26 protein-coding genes are annotated in these 23,653 nt (G+C 60.6%); 10 read left to right on the plus strand and 16 right to left on the minus strand.

Features of this window, described 5'->3' with window-relative positions; translation table 11 throughout:
* Window positions 1–61 precede the first annotated feature (61 nt).
* The 4 genes from coaD to GNF76_RS13795 all read right to left on the minus strand — a co-directional run bounded on the left by coaD (window position 62) and on the right by GNF76_RS13795 (window position 4,284).
* A complete protein-coding gene (coaD, locus tag GNF76_RS13780; protein ID WP_049711086.1) occupies window positions 62–541 on the minus strand; it encodes a pantetheine-phosphate adenylyltransferase in 480 nt (159 codons plus the stop codon).
* A 114-nt stretch (window positions 542–655) separates the two neighbouring features.
* Window positions 656–2,251: a GMC family oxidoreductase gene (locus tag GNF76_RS13785; RefSeq protein ID WP_155583698.1), complete on the minus strand. Its 1,596-nt coding sequence runs from the start codon at window positions 2,249–2,251 to the stop codon at window positions 656–658.
* A gap of 33 nt (window positions 2,252–2,284) precedes the next feature.
* The gene (locus GNF76_RS13790; RefSeq protein WP_155583699.1) at window positions 2,285–2,830 is read right to left on the minus strand and encodes a twin-arginine translocation pathway signal protein; all 546 of its coding nucleotides are present in this window, start codon (window positions 2,828–2,830) and stop codon (window positions 2,285–2,287) included.
* Window positions 2,831–2,856: 26 nt separating this feature from the next.
* On the minus strand, window positions 2,857–4,284 hold the full coding sequence (locus GNF76_RS13795) for a coniferyl aldehyde dehydrogenase (protein WP_155583700.1): 1,428 nt from the start codon (window positions 4,282–4,284) through the stop codon (window positions 2,857–2,859).
* A 148-nt stretch (window positions 4,285–4,432) separates the two neighbouring features.
* On the opposite strand from GNF76_RS13795, the gene GNF76_RS13800 reads away from it, so the two are divergent.
* Both GNF76_RS13800 and GNF76_RS13805 read left to right on the plus strand, forming a co-directional pair.
* Complete coding sequence (locus tag GNF76_RS13800) at window positions 4,433–5,104, plus strand: TetR/AcrR family transcriptional regulator (RefSeq protein WP_155583701.1); 672 nt, start codon at window positions 4,433–4,435, stop codon at window positions 5,102–5,104.
* 33 nt (window positions 5,105–5,137) lie between these two features.
* Complete coding sequence (locus GNF76_RS13805; RefSeq protein WP_155583702.1) at window positions 5,138–5,992, plus strand: sulfurtransferase; 855 nt, start codon at window positions 5,138–5,140, stop codon at window positions 5,990–5,992.
* Between the two features lie 159 nt (window positions 5,993–6,151).
* Here GNF76_RS13805 and GNF76_RS13810 read toward each other — a convergent pair whose 3' ends face one another.
* The 4 genes from GNF76_RS13810 to GNF76_RS13825 all read right to left on the minus strand — a co-directional run bounded on the left by GNF76_RS13810 (window position 6,152) and on the right by GNF76_RS13825 (window position 10,670).
* Window positions 6,152–7,147, minus strand: coding sequence for a hydrolase (locus tag GNF76_RS13810; RefSeq protein ID WP_155583703.1), 996 nt, complete (start codon window positions 7,145–7,147; stop codon window positions 6,152–6,154).
* Between the two features lie 67 nt (window positions 7,148–7,214).
* Window positions 7,215–7,832 (minus strand): 16S rRNA (guanine(966)-N(2))-methyltransferase RsmD, encoded by a 618-nt coding sequence (gene rsmD, locus GNF76_RS13815; protein WP_155583704.1) that lies wholly within the window; start codon window positions 7,830–7,832, stop codon window positions 7,215–7,217.
* Window positions 7,832–9,322: a M16 family metallopeptidase gene (locus GNF76_RS13820; RefSeq protein WP_155583705.1), complete on the minus strand. Its 1,491-nt coding sequence runs from the start codon at window positions 9,320–9,322 to the stop codon at window positions 7,832–7,834. The genes rsmD and GNF76_RS13820 overlap by 1 nt, the downstream gene beginning before the upstream one ends.
* Window positions 9,315–10,670: a M16 family metallopeptidase gene (locus tag GNF76_RS13825; protein ID WP_155583706.1), complete on the minus strand. Its 1,356-nt coding sequence runs from the start codon at window positions 10,668–10,670 to the stop codon at window positions 9,315–9,317. The genes GNF76_RS13820 and GNF76_RS13825 overlap by 8 nt, the downstream gene beginning before the upstream one ends.
* Window positions 10,671–11,024: 354 nt before the next feature.
* Between GNF76_RS13825 and ftsY the strand changes: the two genes are divergently transcribed.
* The 4 genes from ftsY to rpoH all read left to right on the plus strand — a co-directional run bounded on the left by ftsY (window position 11,025) and on the right by rpoH (window position 15,100).
* Window positions 11,025–12,428, plus strand: a complete 1,404-nt coding sequence (gene ftsY, locus GNF76_RS13830; RefSeq protein WP_155583707.1) for a signal recognition particle-docking protein FtsY — start codon at window positions 11,025–11,027, stop codon at window positions 12,426–12,428.
* Window positions 12,425–13,096: a cell division ATP-binding protein FtsE gene (gene ftsE / locus GNF76_RS13835; protein WP_155583708.1), complete on the plus strand. Its 672-nt coding sequence runs from the start codon at window positions 12,425–12,427 to the stop codon at window positions 13,094–13,096. The genes ftsY and ftsE overlap by 4 nt, the downstream gene beginning before the upstream one ends.
* Window positions 13,093–14,115, plus strand: a complete 1,023-nt coding sequence (ftsX, locus tag GNF76_RS13840) for a permease-like cell division protein FtsX (RefSeq protein ID WP_155583709.1) — start codon at window positions 13,093–13,095, stop codon at window positions 14,113–14,115. Before ftsE ends, ftsX begins: the two co-directional genes overlap by 4 nt.
* A gap of 130 nt (window positions 14,116–14,245) precedes the next feature.
* Window positions 14,246–15,100: an RNA polymerase sigma factor RpoH gene (gene rpoH, locus GNF76_RS13845; RefSeq protein WP_003176698.1), complete on the plus strand. Its 855-nt coding sequence runs from the start codon at window positions 14,246–14,248 to the stop codon at window positions 15,098–15,100.
* 216 nt (window positions 15,101–15,316) lie between these two features.
* Here the strand turns inward: rpoH and mtgA are convergent, their stop codons facing one another.
* Complete coding sequence (mtgA, locus tag GNF76_RS13850; RefSeq protein ID WP_155583710.1) at window positions 15,317–16,039, minus strand: monofunctional biosynthetic peptidoglycan transglycosylase; 723 nt, start codon at window positions 16,037–16,039, stop codon at window positions 15,317–15,319.
* Window positions 16,040–16,113: 74 nt separating this feature from the next.
* Between mtgA and GNF76_RS13855 the strand changes: the two genes are divergently transcribed.
* The 4 genes from GNF76_RS13855 (at window position 16,114) to trmB (ending at window position 18,358) form a co-directional block, all read left to right on the plus strand.
* On the plus strand, window positions 16,114–16,491 hold the full coding sequence (locus GNF76_RS13855) for a DUF423 domain-containing protein (protein ID WP_155583711.1): 378 nt from the start codon (window positions 16,114–16,116) through the stop codon (window positions 16,489–16,491).
* Between the two features lie 71 nt (window positions 16,492–16,562).
* Complete coding sequence (gene thiS / locus GNF76_RS13860; RefSeq protein WP_218585292.1) at window positions 16,563–16,763, plus strand: sulfur carrier protein ThiS; 201 nt, start codon at window positions 16,563–16,565, stop codon at window positions 16,761–16,763.
* A 65-nt stretch (window positions 16,764–16,828) separates the two neighbouring features.
* The gene (locus tag GNF76_RS13865) at window positions 16,829–17,623 is read left to right on the plus strand and encodes a thiazole synthase (RefSeq protein ID WP_155583713.1); all 795 of its coding nucleotides are present in this window, start codon (window positions 16,829–16,831) and stop codon (window positions 17,621–17,623) included.
* Window positions 17,624–17,632: 9 nt separating this feature from the next.
* Window positions 17,633–18,358 carry a tRNA (guanosine(46)-N7)-methyltransferase TrmB gene (trmB, locus tag GNF76_RS13870; protein ID WP_155583714.1) on the plus strand — a complete coding sequence of 242 codons (726 nt, stop codon included), beginning with the start codon at window positions 17,633–17,635 and terminating at the stop codon, window positions 18,356–18,358.
* A 140-nt stretch (window positions 18,359–18,498) separates the two neighbouring features.
* On the opposite strand, the gene GNF76_RS13875 is transcribed toward trmB, so the two are convergent.
* From GNF76_RS13875 to GNF76_RS13905, 7 genes are all read right to left on the minus strand, one after another.
* Window positions 18,499–18,822 (minus strand): DUF3392 domain-containing protein, encoded by a 324-nt coding sequence (locus GNF76_RS13875; protein ID WP_034116244.1) that lies wholly within the window; start codon window positions 18,820–18,822, stop codon window positions 18,499–18,501.
* Between the two features lie 20 nt (window positions 18,823–18,842).
* Complete coding sequence (gene hemW, locus GNF76_RS13880; protein ID WP_155583715.1) at window positions 18,843–20,045, minus strand: radical SAM family heme chaperone HemW; 1,203 nt, start codon at window positions 20,043–20,045, stop codon at window positions 18,843–18,845.
* Complete coding sequence (rdgB, locus tag GNF76_RS13885; RefSeq protein ID WP_155583716.1) at window positions 20,042–20,635, minus strand: RdgB/HAM1 family non-canonical purine NTP pyrophosphatase; 594 nt, start codon at window positions 20,633–20,635, stop codon at window positions 20,042–20,044. The genes hemW and rdgB overlap by 4 nt, the downstream gene beginning before the upstream one ends.
* Window positions 20,632–21,069: a DUF4426 domain-containing protein gene (locus tag GNF76_RS13890; protein WP_155583717.1), complete on the minus strand. Its 438-nt coding sequence runs from the start codon at window positions 21,067–21,069 to the stop codon at window positions 20,632–20,634. The genes rdgB and GNF76_RS13890 overlap by 4 nt, the downstream gene beginning before the upstream one ends.
* Window positions 21,070–21,090: 21 nt before the next feature.
* On the minus strand, window positions 21,091–21,711 hold the full coding sequence (metW, locus tag GNF76_RS13895; protein ID WP_155583718.1) for a methionine biosynthesis protein MetW: 621 nt from the start codon (window positions 21,709–21,711) through the stop codon (window positions 21,091–21,093).
* A 7-nt stretch (window positions 21,712–21,718) separates the two neighbouring features.
* Complete coding sequence (gene metX, locus GNF76_RS13900; RefSeq protein WP_155583719.1) at window positions 21,719–22,858, minus strand: homoserine O-succinyltransferase MetX; 1,140 nt, start codon at window positions 22,856–22,858, stop codon at window positions 21,719–21,721.
* A 203-nt stretch (window positions 22,859–23,061) separates the two neighbouring features.
* Window positions 23,062–23,652 (minus strand): YggT family protein, encoded by a 591-nt coding sequence (locus tag GNF76_RS13905; RefSeq protein WP_155583720.1) that lies wholly within the window; start codon window positions 23,650–23,652, stop codon window positions 23,062–23,064.
* Between the last annotated feature and the right edge of the window lies 1 nt (window position 23,653).

The raw sequence follows: 23,653 nt of genomic DNA on the forward strand, positions 1-23,653 counted from the left end.
TAATGCGCGCAATTGTGCCGCATTGGCGCCCGCAGTGCGAGCGGGCGCCGCTTGAGCGGTCTTACTTCTTGAAGCGAAGGGTCAGCGCATCAGCCACAGCCGGGTGCACGAACTTGGTGATATCACCGCCCAGCGCGGCGATTTCCCGGACCAGCGTCGAGGAAATGAACGAATAACGCTCCGACGGCGTGAGGAACAGGCTTTCCACGTCCGGCGCCAGTTGGCGGTTCATGTTGGCCAGTTGGAATTCATATTCGAAGTCTGACACCGCCCGCAGGCCGCGCAGGAACACATTGGCGTTCTGTTCCTTGGCGAAATGCGCCAGCAGCGTGGCGAAGCCAACAACTTCGACGTTGGGCAAATGCTTGGTGACCTCACGGGCCAGCTCCACGCGCTGTTCCAGGGGAAACAGCGGGTTTTTCTTGGGGCTGGCTGCGACCGCAATGATGACGTGGTCGAACAAGCGCGAGGCGCGTTCGACCAGATCGCCATGGCCCTTGGTAATCGGGTCGAAGGTACCTGGGTACAACACTCGGTTCATCGCGTCGTCCTGGCGGAGTCCGTTGGGGAACCGGATGGTATCGCAGCCTTACCGGTCGGCCAAGTCAACTTATGCAGAAGAAAGCACTATAGACATGGCAAATTTCCTGTTTTTTCACGCTGTTTTCAGACGTTCAGCCAGCGCCGTCGCCAGTTGCGCCGTCAGTCCGTACACCGAAAGCTGTGGGTTGGCACCAATGCTAGTGGGGAACAACGAGCCGTCGTGGATCGACAGATTGCGCAGTTGGTGATGGCGGCCGAGGCTGTCCGCTACGGCGTTTGTCGGTTCTTCACCCATGGCACAACCGCCCATCACGTGGGCGCTGCCCAGGCGTGTGCGGTGCAATTCCAGGTTCAAGCCGTCAATCATGCTGCGGGCCTCGGCCAAGGTGTTCACGTAACGGGCATCACCGTGCAGCGGCATGACGGACTTGGCGCCACCGGCAAACTGAATCTCCGCCATGCTGTGGAACGCGCGGCGCAGGCCGTCCCAGGCGTAGGGCGAGACCTGATAGTCGAGCACCGGTGTGCCGTCGCCGCGTAGTTCGACGCTGCCGCCTGGGCTGTCGGGGTGAAAGCCGTCGCGCAGTAGCGCAAGCATGGCGTGAGTCTTGGGTAGTTGACCCATGTCCAGGGCGTTTTGCGTGCCGTAACCACCCAATAACGTGCTGGCCAGGCCAGGGTGCAACGGTGGGACTTCCAACTTGTAGGACATTTTCCCGGTGGTGCCATCCTGCCACTGGAAGTGGTCGGAGTAGATCGACTGCGGTGCGCCGTAGAACGGGTTGATCACTTCATCGAACAAGGCTGCGGAGAAATTCACCAAGTGCAGGAACGTCCGTTTACCCAGCCGCGAATGGGGATCGGGTGCGTCCGAGCGCATCAGCAGCGCCGGGCTGTTGATGCCGCCGCCCGCCAGTACGTAATGCTTGGCTTTGACCGTGATCTTGCGGCCGGTAGGTGATACGCAGCGCGGGTCCATGGCCACGCATTCCAGGCTGGTGATGGTGTCGCCGCTGAATTTCAAGCGCTCGGCACGGGCCAGGTACAGCAGCTCGCCGCCTTTTTCCAGGGTCGAGGGAATAGTGGTCACCAGCATTGATTGCTTGGCGTTGACCGGGCAGCCCATGCCGCAATACCCCAGGTTGAAACAGCCGCGCACATTGCGCGGGATCACGTGCCAGCTGTAGCCGAGCTTTTCGCAGCCTTTGCGGATCACATCATTGTTGGCATTGGGTGGCATTGCCCAGGGGGCGATGCCCAGGCGCTGTTCCATTTTTTCGAACCAGGGTGCCATCTCGGCACTGCTGTGGCCCTTGACCGCGTATTCGCTGGCCCAGTGGGACAGCGTTGGGTCTGGCGTGCGGAAACTCGAGGTCCAGTTGATCAGCGTGGTGCCGCCCACGGCGCGGCCCTGAAGGATGGTGATGGCGCCGTCCTTGCTCATGCGACCGATGCCTTCCTGGTACAGGCTGGCGTAGGCCTCGTCCTCCAATAGCTTGAAGTCACTGCTGGTCTTGAGCGGGCCTTCCTCGATCAACAACACCTTGTAGCCGGCGGCGCTGAGGATTTCAGCGGTGGTGCCACCGCCCGCGCCGCTGCCGATGATCGCGACATCGGCTTCCAGGATCAGGTCCTGGTCGAGGGCGGCGCCATTGTAGGTTTTCCAGCCGCGGGCCAGGCCGTCGCGGAACAGATCGGGTACGGGCATCAGGATCGTCTCTTGTTTTTATGAAGGTGCAGATCAGATTTTCGGTGGGCCGGGGTAGCCGCAATGGGCCCAGGACTCGGGTCGGAAGTACCAGGCCATGATCACCAGCTTGAGCAACGACCCCTGGCCCATGCGCAGCAGGTTCAGGTAGCTGTTCTCCCAACGGTGCAGGAAGTTGCGGATCTGCTCGCTGCTGGCGTTTTCCCAACTGCCCCACACGCCGGTCAACGGTCCGCGGGTGACCGCCATACCCAGCACGTCGAACAACTGCTGGGTCAGCTTGAACATCTCCGGCGACAGGTGTTGCAGGCTGTAGTCGAGCTTTTTCAGGGTGTCATCAATACCGGCGGCAACCACTTCGGCCGTGGCGGCGCCTTCCAGCAGTACCGGGATTACCGCCCGCAGAAAGGGCAGGTCACTGCTGCGCAACATGGCAAAGCCACTGGCCGGCGTGCTGCTGGAGCAACCGCTGAGGCTGGCACCCAGGCCGGCAGTGGCCAGGAAGGCGCTGGCACACAGGCCGATTTTCAGGACGCCGCGCCGCGACAGCCCCGGTGTTTCAGTCAGGCTAGGGTTCATTCTTATTGTTATCCCGCAGTGGGTTGTTAGCGGACAAACAGCTTTTGAATCAACTTCTGGATGGATTTGCCGTACGGCGGGTAAATCAGTTTCGCCGCGTTCAAGCGCTGTTTGACCAGCACGCCCTTGGCCTTGCTGAACGTCAAGAAGCCTTCGTGACCGTGGTAATGGCCCATGCCCGACGGACCGATGCCGCCGAAGGGCATGTCGTCCTGGGCCACGTGCAGCAAGGTATCGTTCAGGCACACACCACCGGAGTGGGTCTCGTGGAGCACGCGGTGTTGTTCGGCCTTGTTGTAGCCGAAGTAATACAGGGCCAGCGGGCGAGGGCGTTGGTTGATGTAGGCAAAGGCCTGGTCGAGGCCGCGATAGGGCACGATGGGCAATACCGGGCCGAAGATCTCGTCCTGCATCACGGTCATCTCGTCGCTGACATTCAGCAGCAGGCTGTGGGCCATACGTCGTGCCTGGCTTTGGTCGTACAGCGGGACCAGGGTGGCGCCTTTGTCGGTGGCGTCCTTGATGTAGCCGTTGAGCCGGGCCAATTGCCGTTCGTTGATGATGGCGGTGTAGTCCGGGTTGTCGCTCAAGGTCGGGTAGAAACCGCGAACCGCTTTGCTGTAGGCCTCGACGAAACCGTCGACACGGTCTTCCGGCACCAGCACGTAGTCCGGTGCGACACAGGTTTGCCCGGCGTTCAGCGCCTTGCCGAAGGCGATACGTTCGGCCGCATCCTTGAGCGGTACATCGGCGGAAACAATGGCCGGCGACTTGCCGCCCAGCTCCAGGGTCACAGGGGTCAGATTTTCGGCTGCGGCGCGCATCACATGCTTACCGACACTAGTAGCGCCAGTGAACAGCAGGTGATCGAAGCGCAATTTGGAGAACGCCATGCCCACTTCGGCCTCGCCGAGTACCACGCACACCAGGTCCTCGGGGAAGATCTTCGCCAGCAGGGCCTTGAGCAACTGCCCGGTGGCTGGCGTGGATTCGCTGAGCTTGAGCATCACCCGGTTACCGGCGGCCAACGCGCCCACCAGCGGGCCAATGGCCAAATACAGCGGGTAGTTCCAGGGCACGATCACCCCGACCACGCCCAGGGGTTGGTAGATGACCTTGGCCGACGCAGGTTGGAAGGCGATGCCTACCGCGCGGCGGGAAGGTTTCATCCAGCCCTTGAGGTGCTTACTGGCGTAGTGAATGCCGTGCAGGCTCGGCATCAGTTCGGCGAACAGGGTTTCGTCTGCGCTGCGGTGGCTGAAATCGCTGCTGATGGCGTCGATCAGCACCTGGCGCTCATCGCTGAGCAAGTCTCGCAGGGCCTTGAGCCACTGCTGGCGCTGCGCAGCCGGCGGCATGGGGTTGGCGGCGTAGGCGAGACGTTGAGCATCGAACAGGTCCTGGAGCTGGTCCAGCGCCTGAGAATCTTGCAGGTAGGCTACATTGGCAGACATGGCGCAGGTCCCGTTTGTTATTGGAATGCATCAGTATTTAGAGTCATTGCTCTAAATTGTCAAATAACATTGCAGCAACACTTGGATTTATCCAGACAAGGATAGGCCGTAAGATGCCCGCACCACTGGTAATCGAAGCTGATCCCCCATGGCACCACGAGTAAAGACCAGCGAGCGCATTGTGCAAACCAGCCTGGAGCTGTTTAACCAGCAGGGTGAGCGCAGTGTCAGCACCAACCATATCGCTGCCCATATGGAAATTTCCCCGGGCAACCTGTACTACCACTTCCCCAACAAGCAGGCGATCATCGCCGTGCTGTTCCGTGAGTACGAAGCCCTGGTGGACAGCTTCCTGCGCCCGCCCCAGGGCCGTGCCGTGACCGTGGAAGACAAGCGTTTCTACCTGCAGGCGGTCCTGGCCGGCATGTGGCGCTATCGCTTTTTGCACCGCGACCTTGAGCATCTGCTGGAGAGCGACCCGGAGCTGGCCACCGGTTATCGGCGTTTCTCCCAGCGTTGCCTGATCCAGGGCGGCGCCATCTACCAGGGTTTTGTCGATGCCGGCATCTTGAACATGGACCCGGTGCAAACCGAAGCCCTGACCCTCAATGCCTGGATCATCCTTACGTCCTGGGTGCGTTTTCTGTGCACCACCAACGAAAAATCCACCCATTTGAGCGCCGAAGCGATCAAACGCGGGGTGTATCAGGTGCTGGTGCTGGAAGCCGGGTTTATCACCCCGCAGGCAAAAGAGGCCGTGGACGCGTTGTTCAAAGAGTTTTACGTGCCGTTGAATCAGGCGCTGGAAGAAGTGAAGTAGGATTTTCCCCTGATACCTTCATAGGAGTCCGTTATGCCGCTTGCCCAACTGATCAGCCCCCAGCAACTGGCCGAGCGCCAGACGCGTGGTGCTCTGGTGATCCTTGATTGTCGCTTTGCCCTGGAAGACCCGGATTACGGCCTTTGCAGCTATGCCGAAGGGCATATCGAAGGTGCGCAGTATGCTGACCTGGAGCGTCACCTCAGTGGGCCAGTCACCAAGGGTGTGACGGGTCGTCACCCGCTGCCGGCGCCGGAGTCGTTGATCCGGCAGTTGCGCGCCTGGGGCGTTAATTCCGATAGCGAGATCGTTCTGTATGACGACGGCCCCGGTGCGTATGCCGCGCGGGCGTGGTGGCTGCTGACCTGGCTGGGCAAGCGTGATGGGGTCTTTATCCTCGATGGTGGCCTGAAGGCCTGGCACGCAGCAGGCTTTCCCCTGAGCCTGGACGCACTGGTGATGGAACCGGGTACTTTCAAAGGCACGCCGGACAACCGTTTGCTGCTGGATGCCGAACACCTGCAAAAGCGTCTCGACCAGCCAGGCCTGACCCTGATCGACGCCCGTGGCTTGCCGCGCTTTCGCGGTGAAGTGGAGCCCATCGACCCGATTGCCGGGCATATCCCTGGCGCGCAATGTGCGGCGTTCAACGAAAACCTGGGCAGCGACGGCCGTTTTCTGCCGGCTGAACAGCTCAAGGAGCGCTTTGCGGCCAAGCTGCAAGACCGTTCGCCGGATGAGCTGGTGGCCTACTGCGGCTCTGGGGTGACGGCGTGCCATAACCTGTTCGCCCTGTGTCTGGCGGGTTATCCGTTGGGCAAGCTGTATGCCGGCTCGTGGAGTGAGTGGATCACCGATCCGCAGCGGGCGATCGCGACAGGCGATTGAGCCAAAGGCAGCGAGCTTTCTGTAGCCGCTGCCGAGGCACGAGGCTGCGATGGGCTTGGTGCGGCATTCCGACGTAGCGGCCCCAAGGGCGGTCCTGCGGACACGCATCGCAGCCTCGTACCTCGGCAGCGGCTACAAAACATTCATGAGTAGCCCCAATCAACCGTATTTCGCCGACAACCACTGGGGAATCCGCCGTTCAAGGTAGTAGCCAGGCTGTTTCAGCGTGCCATCGACAAACCCTACATGGCCGCCTTTGCTCGTCAGCTCGAACTCGGTGCAAGCCGATAACTCGCTGGCCTCAGGCAGGCTGTGGGCAAACACGAAGGGGTCGTCGGCAGCCTGGATAATCAGGGTCGGTGTGCGAATGCCACCGAGGAAATAACGGCTCGATGCCCGGCGGTAATAGTCCTCGGCACTCAGGTAGCCGTGCAGCGGCGCGGTGACTCGGCCGTCGAAATCCCAGAAGGTACGCATCTTCTCCAGCGAGCCCAGGTCCTCCAGGGTTTTGAGCCCCTCTTCACGGCCATCCTTCAGAAACTGGCGCTGTTTCACCCGAATGTAGGCGAGCATCTCACGCATGAAATGCTTCTGGTAAATCCGCGAAACCCCCAGGCCGATACGGTCCGCGCATTGATCCAGGCGGAACGGTACCGACACCGCCGCCGCGCCTTGTAGCCCGGATGCTTCGCCGGTTTCACCCAAGTGCTTGAGCAGCACATTGCCGCCCAGTGAGTAGCCCACGGCATACAGCGGCGCTAACGGGCGTTTGGCGCGCAGGTGAGCAATGGCGGCGGCCAAGTCTTCACTGGCGCCGGAGTGGTAACTGCGTGCCAGCAAGTTGGGCTCGCCGGAGCAGCCGCGCCAGTTGAGCGCGGCGCTGGCCCAGCCTTGAGTTGCCAGGGCTTTTTGCAGGCCGGCGACATAAGGTGAATTGGAAGAGCCGGTCAGGCCATGCAGCACCAGTACCAGTGGTGCTTGTGCGTCATGTGGACCGTGCCAATCGAGGTCGAGGAAATCGCTATCTTCCAGCCACAGCCGCTCGCGCCGACGTTCGATATGCGTGGTTTTGCGCCACAGCGGTCCCCACAGCGTTTGCAGGTGCGGGTTGCCGAGGCCGAAGGCGGGCGTGAAGCGGTCGGGAGAAGGGCTCATGAAATTCTCTGTGGCGGGCGGGCTTGTTGTGGCAAGCCCCCTCGCCACAGGAATAGCGGTCAGTCGATTATTCGGCGCTCTGTGCCGTACGTTGCCACAACGCGTAATACACCCGCCCGGATTTTTGCTCCCGGTGCAGGCGCCAGGTGCCGGGCAGGCCCAGGGTCGACGGCGCGGTTTCGCTTTCGGTGTAGACCCAGGCGTTTTCGGCCAGCCACTGGCGTTCCTCCAGCAGCGCGCAGACAGTTGGCAGCAGGTTCTGGTTGAACGGTGGGTCGAGGAACACCACGTCGAATTCACGGGCTTCCTGGGTTTCCAGGTAGCGCAAGGCATCGGCGGTTTGTACCTGGCCGGTGGTGCAACGCAGGGTGCCCAGGTGTTCCTTGAGGCTGGCGACGGCGACGTTGCTCGCGTCCAGCGCCTGGCCCAGGGCGGCGCCACGGGACAGGGCTTCAAGGAACAGCGCACCGCTGCCGGCGAACGGATCGAGCACCTTGGCCCCGGCGATGTAAGGCGCGAGCCAGTTGAACAGGGTCTCGCGCACGCGGTCCGGCGTCGGACGCAGGCCTACGACATCGGGGAAGCTCAGCTTACGGCTGCGCCATTCACCACCGATGATGCGCAGTTGGCCCACACCGTTATGGACGTTGTGGACAGGTTTCTTGGGACGGGATGGACTGGCCATTAATGCTCCGGGACCCCGAGCGGCTGCTCGGCGGGTTTATCAGTAGGGGGCGGTAGTGGCTTTTGCGCAATGGTCGGGCCGGCGGTCACGATGACCATCTTGTCGGCGCTCAAGTGTTTGTTCATAGCGGCTTTGACCTGCTCGACGGTCAAGGCCTGGGATTGTTTCATGAAATCTTCCAGATAGCTCAGCGGCAGGTTGTAGAAACCCATGGCGCCCAGCTGTCCGACGATATCGGCGTTGCTGGCGGTGGACAGTGGGAAGCTGCCCGCCAGTTCCCGCTTGGCGTCGTCCAGTTCCTTTTGCGTCGGGCCGGTCTTGAGGTAGTCGGCCAGCACCTGCTCCACCAAGCGTAGCGTGCCGCCGCTCATTTCGGCGCGGGTTTGCAGGTTGATCATGAACGGGCCACGAACCTGCATTGGCGAGAAACCGGAGTAGACACCGTAGGTCAGGCCGCGTTTTTCGCGGACTTCGCTCATCAGGCGGGTACCGAAACCGCCGCCGCCGAGGATCTGGTTGCCCAGGGAAAGCGCGGCGTAGTCCGGATCGGCACGGTCGATGCCCAATTGCGCCAGCAGCAAGTGCGTTTGCTTGGAGGGAAATTCGATATGACTGACGCCTGCCTGGGGCTCGACCGGCTGGGCGATCTTCGCCAGTGCCGGGCCTTTAGGCAGTGAAGCGGAAACCTTGGCCACCATGGCTTCGGCTTCGGCGCGGGACAAGTCGCCTACCACCGCGATCACTGCGTTACCTGCGGCGTAGGCCTTGGCGTGGAACTCCCGCAACTGCGCGAGGGTAATGCCGGGAACGCTTTGGGCGGTGCCTTCACTCGGATGAGCGTAAGGATGATCGCCATACAAACGTTTGAACAGCTCGATGCCCGCCAGTTTGCCGGGATTCTGTTTCTGGTATTCGAAGCCGGCCAGCAGTTGGTTCTTGATCCGCGCCAGGGAGTCGGCGGGGAAGGTCGGCTTGCCGATGACTTCGTCAAACAGTGCCAGGGCAGCCTCGCGCTTGTCGCTGTCGCTCAGGCTGCGCAGGGACACCAACGCCATGTCGCGGTAAGCACCATTGCCAAAGTCAGCACCGAGGCCTTCGAAACCGGCAGCAATCTGGCTGACGTCTTTGTCTGGCACGCCTTCATTGAGCATCGCGTTGGTCAGCAACGCCACGCCTGGCGTGTTGCCGTCCTGGCTGCTGCCGGCGGCGAACAGGATGCGCATGTCGAACATCGGCAGTTCGTGGGCTTCGACGAACAGTACCTTGGCGCCTTCGGCGGTGTTCCAGGTCTGTACGTCGAGCTGGCGGTTGGTCGGGGCCTTGCCGTCGAGTTCGGCCAGGGATTGCAGGGTGTTGGCGGACTTGACCTGGTCCAGCGCCTGGCTGGCAACGGAGTCGTTCGGGCGCAGGAAGTAGACGGCACAGGCGGCAGCCAGGGTGACAACGACCAGGCCGGGCAGCACCAGGCGATTATTTTTACGTTCACTCATGAGCGGTCTCCTCAGGCAGAACATGGGCGACGCTGAGACGTTCGCGGGTGAAATAGGTGCGTGCAGCTTTCTGGATGTCTTCGGCGGTCACGCTTTGCAGCTCGGCGAGTTCCGTGTCCATGAGCTTCCAGGACAGGCCGACGGTCTCCAGCGAGCCGATGGCGGTGGCTTGGCTGGTAATGGAGTCGCGCTCGTAGACCACGCCGGCGATGACTTGGGCGCGGATGCGCTCCAGTTCGTCGGCGGTCGGTGGCTTGGCTTTCAACTCATCCAGCAGGCGCCACAGGCCGGCTTCGGCCTGAGCGACGGTTTTCTTCTTCTGCTGGTTTGGCGTGGCGGTCAGGGTGAACAGGCTATCACCCCGGGTGTAGGCGTCGTAGCTGGACGAAGCGCCGGAGACCAATTCTTCACCGCGCTCCAATTGAGTCGGGATCCGCGCGCTGTAACCGCCGTCCAGCAGCGCCGAAATCAGGCGCAGGGCATTGACCGAGCGCTTGTCTTCGGTGGTGGCCAGGCTTGGTACGTTGAAACCGAGAATCACGCTCGGCAGTTGAGTTTGTACGTGCAGGGTCAACAGGCGTTCGCCGGGCTCGGCCAGCTCCAGGGGAATCTTCGCCGGCGGCACGTCACGCTTGGGGATTGGGCCGAAGTAACGCTGGGCCAGGGTTTTGACTTCATCCGGGGTGACGTCACCGACCACCACCAGCGTGGCGTTGTTCGGCACGTACCAGGATTGGTACCAGTGGCGCAGTTCTTCAACCTTCATGCGGTCCAGGTCGGCCATCCAGCCGATGGTCGGCGTGTGGTAGCCGCTGGCCGGATAGGCCATGGCCTTGAAGCGCTCGTAGGCCTTGGACATCGGGTTGTCGTCGGTGCGCAGGCGACGTTCTTCTTTGATGACTTCAATCTCGCGGCTGAACTCGTCGGCGGGCAGGCGCAGGCTGGCCATGCGGTCGGCTTCCAGTTCAAAGGCAACGCCCAGGCGGTCACGGGCCAGCACCTGATAGTAGGCGGTGTAGTCATCGCTGGTGAATGCGTTCTCTTCGGCACCCAGGTCCCGCAGGATCAGCGAGGCCTGGCCAGGGCCGACCTTGGCGCTGCCTTTGAACATCATGTGCTCAAGGGCATGGGACAAACCGGTCTGGCCTGGGGTTTCGTAGCTGGAGCCAACCTTGTACCAGACCTGGGAAACCACCACCGGGGCGCGATGGTCTTCGCGCACGACGACCTTGAGGCCGTTGTCCAGGGTGAATTCGTGGGTGGGTTGTGGGTCGGCAGCCAGGGCTGAAAGGGGCAGACAAACTGTGCTGAGCAGCAGGCCTGCGGCGCGGCGGGCTAGAGCATTCATTCGTTTTTAAACCTGTTGAGCTGCCCGCTAGGTCTTAGCGTCGGCGGGCGAGGAGGTGCTAGGATACTGGTCCGATTTACTGGCGGCCACGGCTATAAGACCCGGGGCTCTCATATCGCTTCGGATTCAGTCGTAGGAATGGTGGAGTTAGCGGTGGGTTTCCCCGACAATCTTCCACTTTTCGCCGATTTTATCGCTTCAGCCCTATATTGAATCGATTTGTTGAGGCCTCTTTTTTCGCCTCGCAGAATGTTGCGCATGAACAAGCTGGCTAAAAAACAGTCTGTTCTGCATCGAATTTTATTTACCGAGGCGCCCCCTTGGCGCGTCGCTACCTTGAGATAGCCGTCCTCCATGTTTGGTTCCAACGACGACAAGAAGACCCCAGCTGCGGCTGGCGAGAAGAAAGGCCTGTTCGGATGGCTGCGCAAAAAGCCGCAGGAAACCGTCGTCGAACAGCCGCACGCTCAACCTGAACCGATTCCTGAGCCGGTAGCAGAAGCCGAGCCGGTGGCCGAAGCGCCGGCGCCGGTGGTGTTGCCGATGGCTGAACCGGTGTTGCAGCCGGTGGCTGAGCCGGAGCCTGAACACAAACCGTGGCTGGTGTTGCCGGTGGCGGAAGAACCGGTGGCGCTGGTCGAGGATGAGCAGGCCGAGCACGTGACGCCGCCGATTCCAGCTGTCGTGGAGCTGGTGGCTGCTGTGGCTGAAGAGCCGCCGGTCGTCGAGATGCCTGCGCCTGTTGTGGCCGAGCCTGTCGCCGCTCCTGTTGTGGTCGCAGCGCCCGCCATCATTGAAGAGCCAGCCGCTCCCGTCGAAACCAGCAAAACCGGGTTCTTCGCCCGCCTCAAACAAGGCTTGAGCAAGACCAGCGCCAGTATCGGCGAAGGCATGGCCAGCCTGTTCCTGGGCAAGAAGACCATCGATGACGAACTGCTGGAAGACATTGAAACCCGACTGCTGACCGCAGACGTGGGCGTCGAAGCCACCGCCGTGATCATTCAGAGCCTGACCCAGAAGGTCGCGCGCAAGCAACTGACTGACGCCGATGCCCTCTACAAGTCCTTGCAGGCCGAACTGGCTGCGATGCTCAAGCCGGTGGAAGCGCCGCTGGTCGTCACTTCGCAGAGCAAGCCATTCGTGATTCTGGTGGTTGGCGTCAACGGTGCCGGCAAGACCACCACCATCGGCAAGCTGGCCAAGAAGCTGCAACTGGAAGGCAAGAAAGTCATGCTCGCTGCCGGCGACACCTTCCGTGCCGCCGCCGTGGAACAACTGCAAGTCTGGGGCGAGCGCAACAAGATCCCGGTGATCGCCCAGCACACCGGTGCCGATTCTGCCTCGGTGATCTTCGATGCGCTGCAGGCTGCCAAGGCTCGTAACATTGACGTACTGATCGCCGATACCGCCGGTCGCCTGCACACCAAAGACAACTTGATGGAAGAGTTGAAGAAAGTGCGCCGGGTGATGGGCAAGCTGGACGCCGATGCGCCGCACGAGGTTCTGCTGGTGCTGGACGCCGGCACCGGCCAGAACGCCATCAGCCAGGCCAAACAATTCCACCAGACGGTCCAACTGACTGGCCTGGCATTGACTAAGCTCGACGGCACGGCCAAGGGCGGCGTGATCTTCGCCCTGGCCAAACAGTTCGGGTTGCCGATTCGTTACATCGGCGTCGGTGAAGGCATCGACGATCTGCGCACTTTTGAAGCCGAACCCTTTGTACAGGCACTCTTTGCCGAGCGGGAGCGTTCATGATTCGTTTCGAACAGGTCGGTAAACGCTATGCCAACGGGCATGTCGGCTTGCATGAGCTGAGTTTCCGGGTGCGTCGTGGCGAATTCTTGTTCGTCACCGGCCATTCGGGTGCCGGTAAAAGTACGTTGTTGCGCCTGCTGCTGGCCATGGAGCGACCCTCCACTGGCAAATTGCTGCTGGCTGGGCAAGATCTGTCCACCATCAGTAATGCGCAAATTCCATTTTTGCGCCGCCAGATTGGCGTGGTGTTCCAGAACCACCAGTTGCTGTTTGATCGCACGGTGTTCAATAACATCGCTTTGCCTTTGCAGATTCTCGGGCTGTCCAAGGCGGAAATCATCAAACGCGTGGATTCGGCCCTGGAACGCGTGGCGCTGTCGGACAAAACCGACCTGTACCCTGGCGATCTGTCCACTGGCCAGCAACAGCGCGTCGGTATCGCCCGCGCCATCGTCCACCGTCCGGCCTTGCTGCTGGCGGATGAGCCCACCGGTAACCTCGACCCTCGCCTTGCGGCAGAAATCATGGGTGTGTTCGAAGACATCAACCGCCTGGGCACCAGTGTGCTGATCGCCAGCCACGACCTGGCGCTGATCGCCCGCATGCGCCATCGCATGCTGACCCTGCAACGCGGTCGCCTGATTGGTGACGGGGAGGCTGGGGTATGAGTGCTACACGCAGTCCAAAAGTTTCCGAACGTGTCGCACCTAAACCGGCCGACCCGCAACCGCAAAAGAAAAAGCGCGACGAAGACGATGGCCCGGACTTTGGCACCTTGGTGCGTGCCTGGATCGAAAGTCACCGCGCCAGCTTGCTCGACAGCCTGCGTCGCCTGGGCAAGCAGCCGATCGGCAGCTTTTTCACCTGCCTGGTGATGGCCGTGGCCTTGAGCCTGCCGATGGGTTTGTCGCTGCTGCTTAATAATGTGGAGCGCCTTGGCGGTTCCTGGCAGCGGGCGGCGCAGATTTCCCTGTACCTGAACCTGGATGCCAGTTCCAAGGAAGGCGAGGCCCTGGTTGAAGAGATCAAGGGCCTTCCTGGCGTAGCCGATGCTGAATACATCAGTCGTGATCAGGCGCTGGAGGAGTTTCAACAGCAGTCTGGCCTGGGCGAGGCGCTCAAGGAGTTGCCACAAAACCCGCTGCCCGGCGTAGTGCTGGTGACGCCCAATGAAGTCGACAAACCGACCCTTGAAGCCCTGCGACAAAAACTCGCAGAGATGCCCAAGGTGCAACAGGCGCAACTTGATCTAGTCTGGGTTGAGCGTCTGGCGGCGATTCTCAAGCTGGGCGACCGGTTTGTCTTCGGCCTGACGGTGTTGCTGGTTTCTGCATTACTTTTGGTGATAGGCAATACCATTCGTCTTCATATTGAAAACCGTCGCACCGAGATAGAAGTGATTAAACTGGTCGGCGGCACGGACAGCTATGTACGTCGTCCGTTTCTGTATATGGGCGCGTTGTATGGCTTTGGTGCCGGGATCTTGTCCTGGGGCGTGTTGGCGTTTGGCCTGGATTGGCTGAACGACGCAGTGGTCGGGCTGGCTGGCTTGTATGGCAGTGATTTTGCCTTGGCGGGTGTGCCGGTTGCCGATGGTCTGTCGCTCTTGCTTGGCGCGGTGTTGTTGGGGTATATCGGTGCTTGGATTGCGGTCGCACGGCATTTACGCGAGTTGGCACCGAAATAGTTAATGTCAGATTAATGTGGTTTCGTTTCTATTGGCCGTGTCAGTGGTTTAGGGAACTTGTCCTACGGTTCTCGGTCAATTTTTCGCAGTGCTGAAAAGCACGAGTTATGTGAGTCGGAGGTTTTTTCGTATGACCACTTCTTTGCAACCTGCATATGCACTGGTCCCGGGCGCAAACCTGGAAGCCTATGTGCACACGGTCAACAGCATTCCTTTGCTGACGCCCGAGCAGGAGCGTGAACTGGCCGAGAGTCTCTACTATGAGCAGGATTTGGGGGCGGCTCGGCAGATGGTGCTCGCCCACCTGCGTTTTGTTGTACATATTGCCCGTAGCTATTCCGGCTACGGCCTGGCCCAGGCTGACCTGATTCAGGAAGGCAACGTTGGCTTGATGAAAGCCGTGAAGCGCTTCAACCCGGAAATGGGTGTGCGCCTTGTATCGTTCGCTGTGCACTGGATCAAGGCGGAAATCCACGAGTTCATCCTGCGCAACTGGCGCATTGTGAAAGTCGCGACCACCAAGGCCCAGCGCAAACTGTTCTTTAACCTGCGCAGCCAGAAGAAACGCCTGGCGTGGCTGAACAATGAGGAAGTGCATCGTGTGGCGGAAAGCCTCGGTGTAGAGCCTCGTGAAGTGCGCGAGATGGAAAGTCGCCTGACCGGCCATGACATGGCCTTCGACCCGGCCGCAGAAGCGGACGACGACAGCGCCTTCCAATCGCCGGCCAACTACCTGGAAGACCACCGGTACGACCCGGCACGTCAACTGGAAGACGCTGACTGGAGCGACAACTCCAACCACAACCTGCACGAAGCACTCGAAGTGCTGGACGACCGCAGCCGTGACATCCTCTACCAGCGCTGGCTGGCAGAAGAAAAAGCCACGCTGCACGACCTGGCGCAGAAGTACAACGTATCGGCCGAGCGGATTCGTCAGCTCGAGAAAAGTGCGATGAATAAGTTGAAGCTATCGATCGCCGCTTAACCAGCAGCGAAGTGACAAAAAAATGCCCTGATCGAAAGATCAGGGCATTTTTGTTTGTGTTCGAAAGCTTCAAATCCGGCACCGTCCAATGTGGGAGCTGGCTTGCCTGCGATAGCGGTATGTCATTCAGTAAATATGTTGGTTGGCAGGTCCCCATCGCAGGCAAGCCAGCTCCCACAATTGATCCGGGTTCTGCAGTTGGATATCCAGTACAGGTCAATCCGCCCAAGGTGCCTTGCGCGAATCATTGAGCCCGATCAGGTAGCTATCCCCGCCCAATTGGCTCATCTGCCGCCGGATCCAACCCGCTCGCTGCGACACATAAGTCGTCGGATGGCTGGCACTCCACACCCGCGGGTTAGGCAGTACCGCTGCCAGATAGCTGGCCTGCTGGCGGGTCAGCGCCTTGGCACTCACCCCAAAGTGATGCCGGGCCGCTGCTTCGGCGCCGAACACGCCTTCATCCCACTCCACGCTATTGAGGTACACCTCAAGAATTCGCTGCTTGGGCCAGAAAATCTCGATCAGGCCGGTAAACCAGGCTTCCAGACCCTTACGGAAATAGCTGCGGCCAGCCCACAGAAACAGGTTCTTCGACACCTGCTGGCTCAGGGTACTGGCGCCGCGAATCGATCCACCACGCTCGTTATGCAGTAACGCCGCCTGGATCGCGCCGAAATCAAAGCCCCAATGTTCGGGAAAGCGTTGGTCCTCACCGGCCATGACCGCCACTTTCAGGTCATCGGAGATTTCATCCCAGGGTTTCCAGGTGCGTTGCAGGTCAATGGGCTCGCCGTCGATCCACGATTCGACCTTGCGCTCAACCATCAGCGCGGTCCCCGGTGGCGGTACCACACGAAACAGCAGCACCAGCAAAACGCTGGCGATGGCGAACCATTTCACGGCTTTGAGAAAACGACTGAAGAGGAGACGCAGCATAGAGATGGCTTGGCCGGAGCGTTTGAGCGGGCCATTATACAGACCCTGCCCAATGAGTCTGACTGGAGTTCCTCATGCTGCGTGGCTTTCTGATGCTGGCTGCCTTTTTCGGTTTCACCGGTGTTGCGCTCGGTGCTTTTGCTGCCCATGGCCTGAAAAACCGCTTGAGTGCCGACTATCTGGCGATCTTTCATACGGCGGTCACCTATCAATTGGTGCATACCCTGGCACTGTTCGGCGTGGCGCTGCTGGCCGCCCATATTCAGGGGCGACTGGTCCTGTGGGCGGGCGTGGCGTTTACAGTGGGAATCCTGCTGTTCTCCGGCAGCCTTTACCTGTTGACCCTCACCGGTATCAGCAAGCTCGGGATTGTCACCCCGTTTGGCGGTCTGGCGTTCCTGATCGGTTGGTTCTTCCTGGGGCTGACGGCCTGGCGCTTGCAGGTCGCCTGACCAAGGGGCTTGGGTCAACAACGTCGATCGGGCTAGAATGCTGGCCCCTAAAAACGATGGCGGCCCGTGGCATGCGCATTCAGTTGAACGGCGAATCCTTTGAACTGCCCGACGGTGAAACCGTTGTGGCCCTGCTGACCCGTCTGGACTTGACCGGGCGTCGCGTCGCAGTGGAGCTCAACCAGGATATCGTCCCGCGTAGCCAGCACGCCGAGACCACGCTCACCGAAGGTGATCAGGTCGAAGTGGTCCACGCCATCGGCGGCGGCTAGCCGTTCGGCGCTCAAGCGCGCCCACCCGCATTCTGCAGAACCTCACCCCATTTCGAGGATTTCCCATGAGCATCGTTCGTAGCGACAAGCCCTTCGTCCTGGCCGGTCGTACTTACCAGTCGCGTTTGCTGGTGGGTACCGGCAAGTACCGTGACATGGAAGAAACCCGTCAGGCCATCGAAGCCTCAGGTGCCGAGATCGTCACCTTCGCCGTGCGCCGCACCAACCTCGGCCAGATCGAAGGCGAGCCGAACCTGCTCGAAGTGCTGTCGCCGGATCGCTACACCTTCTTGCCGAACACGGCTGGTTGCTACGACGCTATCGAGGCCGTGCGCACCTGCCGCCTGGCCCGTGAGCTGCTCGACGGCCACAACCTGGTGAAGCTGGAAGTGCTGGCCGACCAGAAAACCCTGTTCCCCAACGTGATCGAAACCCTCAAGGCCGCCGAAACCCTGGTCAAGGAAGGCTTCGAGGTGATGGTCTACACCAGTGATGACCCGATCATTGCCCGTCAATTGGCGGAAATCGGCTGCATCGCGGTGATGCCGCTGGCCGGTCTGATCGGTTCCGGCCTGGGCATCTGCAACCCGTACAACCTGCAGATCATCCTCGAAGAAGCCAGGATTCCGGTACTGGTGGATGCGGGTGTCGGCACTGCGTCCGATGCCACCATTGCCATGGAACTGGGCTGTGATGCGGTGCTGATGAACTCGGCCATCGCCCATGCGCAGCAACCGATCATGATGGCTGAAGCCATGAAACACGCGATCGTCGCCGGCCGCCTGGCGTACCTCGCCGGGCGCATGCCGAAAAAACTTTACGCCAGCGCCTCCTCGCCGCTGGATGGTCTGATCAAGTAAGAGCCATTGATGACTGAATCAAACGAAACGCCGAACACTGTGGAAGAAGGCGACGAGTCCAAGCACCGCCGCATCAAGAGTTTTGTGATGCGCGCCGGTCGCATGACCGAAGGCCAGCAAAAGGGCCTGGAGCAGGGCACGCCGTTGTTCGTCCTGCCGCTGGCCGACGCGCCAGTGGATTATGACCAGGTGTTCGGCCGTTCGGCCCCACGGTCGCTGGAAATCGGTTTCGGCATGGGCCACTCGTTGCTGGAAATGGCGGCGGCCTCGCCGGAGCAGGACTTTATCGGTGTTGAAGTACACCGTCCGGGTGTGGGTGCGCTGCTTAATGGCGTGCTCACTCAGGGCCTGACCAACCTGCGGGTCTACGATTGTGATGCGATTGAAGTACTCAACCGTTGCATCGCCGACAACAGCCTCGATCGCCTGATGCTGTTTTTCCCGGATCCATGGCACAAGAGCCGTCACCACAAGCGCCGCATCGTCCAGGCTTCCTTCGCCGAACTGGTGCGCAGCAAGCTCAAGGTCGGCGGCATTCTGCACATGGCCACCGACTGGGAACCGTATGCCGAGTACATGCTGGAAGTGATGGACGTAGCCCCTGGCTACCGCAACCTGGCCGAAGACGGCAAATGCGTCCCGCGCCCGACCGAGCGACCGATCACCAAGTTCGAACGTCGCGGCGAGCGACTCGGGCATGGGGTTTGGGATTTGAAGTTCGAGAAGCTGGACTGATAAGTCCATCAGCTTGAAATGCAATGAAAGTGTGGGAGCTGGCGTGCCTGCGATAGCATCGCCTCAGTATCACTGATACACCGAGGTGTCTGCATCGCAGGCAAGCCAGCTCCCACATTTGTTTTGTGTTGTGTTTCAGGTCAGCGGCGGTCTGCTACTACGCCAATCAACACCAGCACCACCAACAACACCGGCGCCAGACTGTAGTTGTTGAACTGACTCAATCCCCGAACAATCCACGGTGTGGCGTAGATCAGCGCAGCGCCGCTGCCGATCATGCACAGCAGGGCCATCAACGGTACGCGCAAGGCGCCGGCGATGCTGCCCAGGCGCGCTTCGACCCAACCTTTGATATCGGCGCCGAATAGCACCAGCAGGCAGCCGACAAGGGCCAGAGAGATTTCCGACAGGTTGCTGCGGCTCCAGCGGGATACCGTGGCGAGCAGGTCGAGTACCAGATCCATTCGATTTCCTTAAGAGCCAATCAGCTCAAAAACTTCTGCAGCAGGTCATTGAGAAAGAGTTGCCCACGGTCAGTGGCCGCAAGGCGTGACGGTTCGACCTGCATTAAGCCACTTTGTTCTGCATCCGTACGGGCTTCGTCGAGGCTGGCCAGGTCGAGGCCGGTGCGTTCGGCGTACAGCCTGGCTTCGACGCCGTCGGTGAGGCGCAGGGCGTTCATCAGGAACTCGAAGGGCAGCTCTTCATTGGTGAGCTCTTTCGCTCCGGCCTGGAAGCTTTTTGTCGGGTTGAGGTAGTCCTTGGGTGCCCGAGTCTTCCAGGTGCGCACGATCCGCCCGTCCGGGTGACTGAGTTTGCCGTGGGCGCCGGCACCAATGCCGATAAAGTCGCCGAAGCTCCAGTAATTGAGGTTATGTCGTGCCGGTCGGCCCGATTGGGCGTAGGCCGAGACTTCGTACTGGGCGTAACCGTGTTCGGCGAGCAACGCTTGGCCAGCTTCCTGGATATCCCACAGGGTGTCGTCTTCCGGCAGGGTCGGCGGCTGGTTCCAGAACACGGTGTTGGGTTCCAGGGTCAGCTGATACCAGGACAGGTGCGTTGGCTTGAGGGCGATGGCCTGGCGCAGATCATCCAGGGCGTCGTCCAGGGACTGATCGGGCAAACCGTGCATCAGGTCCAGGTTGAAGTTGTCAAACCCGGCCTGGCGCGCCATGTCGGCGGCACGCACGGCTTCGTCACCGTTGTGGATGCGGCCCAAAGCCTCGAGTTTTTCCTGCTGGAAGCTCTGGATGCCAATCGACAGCCGATTGATCCCCAGCTTGCGGTAGGCCACAAACTTCTCTTGTTCGAACGTCCCTGGGTTGGCTTCCAGGGTGATCTCGATGTCGCTGGCAAACGGGATACGTGCTTCCACACCCTTGAGCAGGCGTCCCAACGCCGCGGCACTGAACAGGCTCGGCGTGCCGCCACCGAAGAATATCGAACTCAGTTCACGGTCATAAACCGCATGCAGGTCCTGATCGAGATCGGCGAGTAACGCGTCCACATACTCTTCTTCCGGCAGCACTTTGCTGGCGGTGTGGGAGTTGAAGTCGCAATAAGGGCATTTGCGCACGCACCACGGGATGTGGATGTACAACGCCAGGGGCGGCAAGTGAGGCAGGGCCGCCCGAGGTGTTTGCGCGCCACCGAGGATCAGTGGCTGCGCAGAGGTGTTCTGTGTCATTTCAGTCCCAGACGCTGGCGCAGCAAAACCATTGCGCGGGCGCGGTGGCTGATCTGATTCTTGTCGGCCGGGCTCAGCTCTGCGCTGGACACACTGCGCTCCGGCACCCAAAACAACGGGTCATAACCAAAACCGTGCTCGCCGCTGGCTGCATGCAGGATGCGCCCGTGCCACAGGCCTTCGCACAGGATAGGCAGGGGGTCATCGGCGTGACGCACCAGGGCCAGCACGCAAACGAACTGCGCACCGCGTTCGGCGTCCGGTACATCCTTGAGCGCGTCCAGCAGTTTGGCGTTGTTCGCCGCATCGCCCTGGCCGTCGGCATAGCGTGCCGAGTAGATACCTGGCGCGCCGCCAAGGAAGTCCACTGCCAGGCCCGAGTCATCAGCCAGTGCCGGCAGGCCGGAAATGCGTGAAGCATTACGGGCCTTGAGGATGGCGTTTTCGACGAACGACAGGCCGGTTTCTTCAGGCTCCACGCTGCTGAACTCGCCAATCGAGCGCAGATGCACCGATTCGCCGAGCATGGCCTGGAGTTCTTTGAGTTTGCCGGCGTTATGGCTGGCCAGTACGAGTTGTGTCAGGTTCATTTGTCGGCCGGAAACAGTTCTTGGTTGAAACTGAAACCGTGGGCTTTGCCGCCGGTTTCAACGTTGATCGTGAAAATTCTGACTTCCTGCTGCGGCACCGGGTATTGGGCGAGGTAATAAATCGCACCTTTTTCGGTGATTTGTTTGAACGTCAGCATCTCGGTCTTGCCGCTCAGGTCCTTGATGGTGCCGGTGACCTGCGCCACAACCGGCTCGGTGCCCTTGATCACGGACACGTTGATCACGCCCTTGTTTTTGCTGCGCACCAATTCAACGGCCTGAGCCACATCGGGTTGCAGGAAGCTGGAGGTAAACGTGTTGTAGTGCACAGTGATGTCGCCAAAGTCTTTCTGGCGACTGGGGTCGATAACGTCAGCGGCCATGGCGCTGACGCCCAGGCACGCGGTGAGTAGAAAAACAGCCAGGCGACTCATGATCGTCCTCCTTGAAAGTGGTTAGACGGCTATCTGATGGTCGGTCAGGCCCGGGCTGCGGACTCGATAAATTCCGATCTCACCTAACAGATTAGGCCATAGCTTACTCGCCCACCCATGGCGGTGCTGTTGATCGACCGCAAGGCGGTTGATCACTTTGGCTTCGCGCTCACCGCACAGCGCTTCGAAGTCTTCGAAGGTGCAGAAGTGGATGTTCGGCGTGTTGTACCAGGTGTACGGCAGGAAGTCCGACACCGGCATGCGGCCCTTGGTGGCCAGGTACCAGCGGCAGCGCCAGTGACCGAAGTTGGGGAAGGTGATGATGCACTGGCGACCCACCCGCAACATTTCGTCGAGGATCCGGTCCGGGTAATGCACGGCTTGCAGCGCCTGCGTCATGACCACGATGTCGAAACTGTTGCTGGCGAAGTTGCCCAGGCCCTTGTCCAGGTCCTGCTCGATCACGTTGATGCCCTTGGCCACGCACTGGGCGATGTTGTCCGGGTCGTTTTCCAGGCCATAGCCGGTGACCTGCTTGTTGTCTCGCAGCCAGCTCAGCAGTTCGCCATCGCCGCAACCCAGGTCGAGCACGCGGCTGCCGGCGGGGATCCAGTCTTGGATGATTTCCAGGTCGGCTCTCATGGCGTTCTCACAGTTCTATGCGGTTCATGTAGTGGGTGAACGCTTGCAGGTAACGCGGGATCGGGATCAGGAAGGCGTCGTGGCCTTGCGGTGCATCGATCTCCAGGTAGCAGACGTCTTTCCTGGCGGCCATCAGCGCGTCCACCAGCTCTCGCGAACGGGCCGGGGAGAAGCGCCAGTCGGTGGTGAACGACATCACGCAGAACTTGGCCGTGGCATGGGCGAAGGTCTTCGCCAGGTCATCGTCGAAGTTGGCGGCCGGGTCGAAGTAATCCAGGGCCTTGGTCATCAGCAGGTAAGTGTTGGCGTCGAAACGTCCGGAAAACTCTTCACCCTGATAACGCAGGTAACTTTCGACCTGGAACTCGACGCTGTGGAAGTCGTAGTTGAGCTTCTCGCTCTTCAGGCCACGGCCGAACTTCTCGCCCATGGAGTCATCCGACAGGTAGGTGATGTGCCCGACCATCCGCGCCAGCATCAGCCCGCGCTTGGGGATCACACCTTGTTCCTGGAACGAACCGCCGTGGAACTCCGGGTCGGTCAGGATCGCCTGGCGCGCCACTTCGTTGAAGGCGATGTTCTGTGCCGATAACTTGGGGGCCGAGGCGATGGCGAGGCAATGGCGGACGCGGTCCGGGTAGGTGATGGTCCATTGCAGGGCCTGCATGCCGCCGAGACTGCCGCCGATCACCGCCGCCCATTGGGCGATGCCCAGTACATCGGCGAGGCGCGCCTGGCTGTGAACCCAGTCTTCGACCGTCAATACCGGGAAGTCGGCACCAAATGGCTTGCCGGTTTCCGGGTTGATACTGCTCGGCCCAGTGGAGCCGTTGCAGCCGCCGAGGTTGTTCAGGCTGACCACGAAGAACTTGTTGGTGTCGATGGGCTTGCCGGGGCCGATGCAGCTGTCCCACCAGCCGGGCTTGCGCTCGTCCATGCTGTGGAAGCCCGCAGCGTGGTGATGGCCGGACAGGGCGTGGCAGATCAGCACGGCGTTGCTGCCCGTGGCGTTCAGTTGGCCATAGGTTTCGTAGATCAGGTCGTAGGCCGGTAGCGAACGGCCGCAGGCCAGGGCCAGAGGTTCGCTGAAGTGCGCCACTTGGGGCACGACCAGTCCAACAGAATCGGGGGGAAAGGCAGTTGGCATCGACCCTGCTCTCGTTTAAATGAGGCGTAAGTCTAAAGAGCGGGGACCCTAGCGGCAAGCGAAGGCCTGCGATCAACCATAAGGGTTCAAATATCTGTAGCTGCTGCCGAGGTACGAGGCCCCGAGGCGGTCCTGCGGACACGCATCGCAGCCTCGTACCTCGGCAGCGGCTACAACCACCTTCGTGGGGCTCAGCTATTTCATCAGATCAGCAGGCGCAGGATGTCCGGCATCATGGTCATGGCGGCCAGGTTGTTGATCACCAGCATATCCAGGAGCTTGAGCACCATGAACGCGAGGATTGGCGAGATATCCAGGCCGCCCAGGTTTGGCAGGATTTTGCGGAACGGCGCCAGGGCCGGTTCGCAGATCTGGTTGACCAGTTCGGCGCCTGGGTTATGGCTGCCTGGGGCGACCCAGGACAGAATCACGCTGATGATCAGGGCAAAGAAGAAGATCTTCAGGAACAGCGCCGTCACGCCGATGATGGCCCAGATCAGCAATTGCAGGAAATTGCCGGTGGTGCCGTAAGTCAGCAACAGGGTCAGGGCCATCAACGCCAACTGCACCAGGATCGCCAGGACCAGCGACGACATGTCCAGGCCGAACACGCTCGGGATTACCCGGCGCAGCGGCTTGAGCAGCGGCTGAGTGGCCTTTACGGCGAACTGGCAGAGCGGGTTGTAGAAGTTTGCACGGACCAATTGCAGGACAAAACGCAACAGTACGATCAGCAGATACAGACTGCCGAGGGTTTGCAGCACGTAGACGGCTGCGGTGTTCAAACCAATCATG

It is taken from the genome of Pseudomonas spelaei (assembly GCF_009724245.1).
GTDB lineage: Bacteria > Pseudomonadota > Gammaproteobacteria > Pseudomonadales > Pseudomonadaceae > Aquipseudomonas > Aquipseudomonas spelaei.

Coding starts and splice junctions, on each gene's coding strand:
- coaD (WP_049711086.1), bottom strand. CDS start 541: ATGAACCGAGTGTTGTACCCAGGTACCTTCGACCCGATTACCAAGGGC.
- GNF76_RS13785 (WP_155583698.1), bottom strand. CDS start 2,251: ATGCCCGTACCCGATCTGTTCCGCGACGGCCTGGCCCGCGGCTGGAAA.
- GNF76_RS13790 (WP_155583699.1), bottom strand. CDS start 2,830: ATGAACCCTAGCCTGACTGAAACACCGGGGCTGTCGCGGCGCGGCGTC.
- GNF76_RS13795 (WP_155583700.1), bottom strand. CDS start 4,284: ATGTCTGCCAATGTAGCCTACCTGCAAGATTCTCAGGCGCTGGACCAG.
- GNF76_RS13800 (WP_155583701.1), top strand. CDS start 4,433: ATGGCACCACGAGTAAAGACCAGCGAGCGCATTGTGCAAACCAGCCTG.
- GNF76_RS13805 (WP_155583702.1), top strand. CDS start 5,138: ATGCCGCTTGCCCAACTGATCAGCCCCCAGCAACTGGCCGAGCGCCAG.
- GNF76_RS13810 (WP_155583703.1), bottom strand. CDS start 7,147: ATGAGCCCTTCTCCCGACCGCTTCACGCCCGCCTTCGGCCTCGGCAAC.
- rsmD (WP_155583704.1), bottom strand. CDS start 7,832: ATGGCCAGTCCATCCCGTCCCAAGAAACCTGTCCACAACGTCCATAAC.
- GNF76_RS13820 (WP_155583705.1), bottom strand. CDS start 9,322: ATGAGTGAACGTAAAAATAATCGCCTGGTGCTGCCCGGCCTGGTCGTT.
- GNF76_RS13825 (WP_155583706.1), bottom strand. CDS start 10,670: ATGAATGCTCTAGCCCGCCGCGCCGCAGGCCTGCTGCTCAGCACAGTT.
- ftsY (WP_155583707.1), top strand. CDS start 11,025: ATGTTTGGTTCCAACGACGACAAGAAGACCCCAGCTGCGGCTGGCGAG.
- ftsE (WP_155583708.1), top strand. CDS start 12,425: ATGATTCGTTTCGAACAGGTCGGTAAACGCTATGCCAACGGGCATGTC.
- ftsX (WP_155583709.1), top strand. CDS start 13,093: ATGAGTGCTACACGCAGTCCAAAAGTTTCCGAACGTGTCGCACCTAAA.
- rpoH (WP_003176698.1), top strand. CDS start 14,246: ATGACCACTTCTTTGCAACCTGCATATGCACTGGTCCCGGGCGCAAAC.
- mtgA (WP_155583710.1), bottom strand. CDS start 16,039: ATGCTGCGTCTCCTCTTCAGTCGTTTTCTCAAAGCCGTGAAATGGTTC.
- GNF76_RS13855 (WP_155583711.1), top strand. CDS start 16,114: ATGCTGCGTGGCTTTCTGATGCTGGCTGCCTTTTTCGGTTTCACCGGT.
- thiS (WP_218585292.1), top strand. CDS start 16,563: ATGCGCATTCAGTTGAACGGCGAATCCTTTGAACTGCCCGACGGTGAA.
- GNF76_RS13865 (WP_155583713.1), top strand. CDS start 16,829: ATGAGCATCGTTCGTAGCGACAAGCCCTTCGTCCTGGCCGGTCGTACT.
- trmB (WP_155583714.1), top strand. CDS start 17,633: ATGACTGAATCAAACGAAACGCCGAACACTGTGGAAGAAGGCGACGAG.
- GNF76_RS13875 (WP_034116244.1), bottom strand. CDS start 18,822: ATGGATCTGGTACTCGACCTGCTCGCCACGGTATCCCGCTGGAGCCGC.
- hemW (WP_155583715.1), bottom strand. CDS start 20,045: ATGACACAGAACACCTCTGCGCAGCCACTGATCCTCGGTGGCGCGCAA.
- rdgB (WP_155583716.1), bottom strand. CDS start 20,635: ATGAACCTGACACAACTCGTACTGGCCAGCCATAACGCCGGCAAACTC.
- GNF76_RS13890 (WP_155583717.1), bottom strand. CDS start 21,069: ATGAGTCGCCTGGCTGTTTTTCTACTCACCGCGTGCCTGGGCGTCAGC.
- metW (WP_155583718.1), bottom strand. CDS start 21,711: ATGAGAGCCGACCTGGAAATCATCCAAGACTGGATCCCCGCCGGCAGC.
- metX (WP_155583719.1), bottom strand. CDS start 22,858: ATGCCAACTGCCTTTCCCCCCGATTCTGTTGGACTGGTCGTGCCCCAA.
- GNF76_RS13905 (WP_155583720.1), bottom strand. CDS start 23,652: ATGATTGGTTTGAACACCGCAGCCGTCTACGTGCTGCAAACCCTCGGC.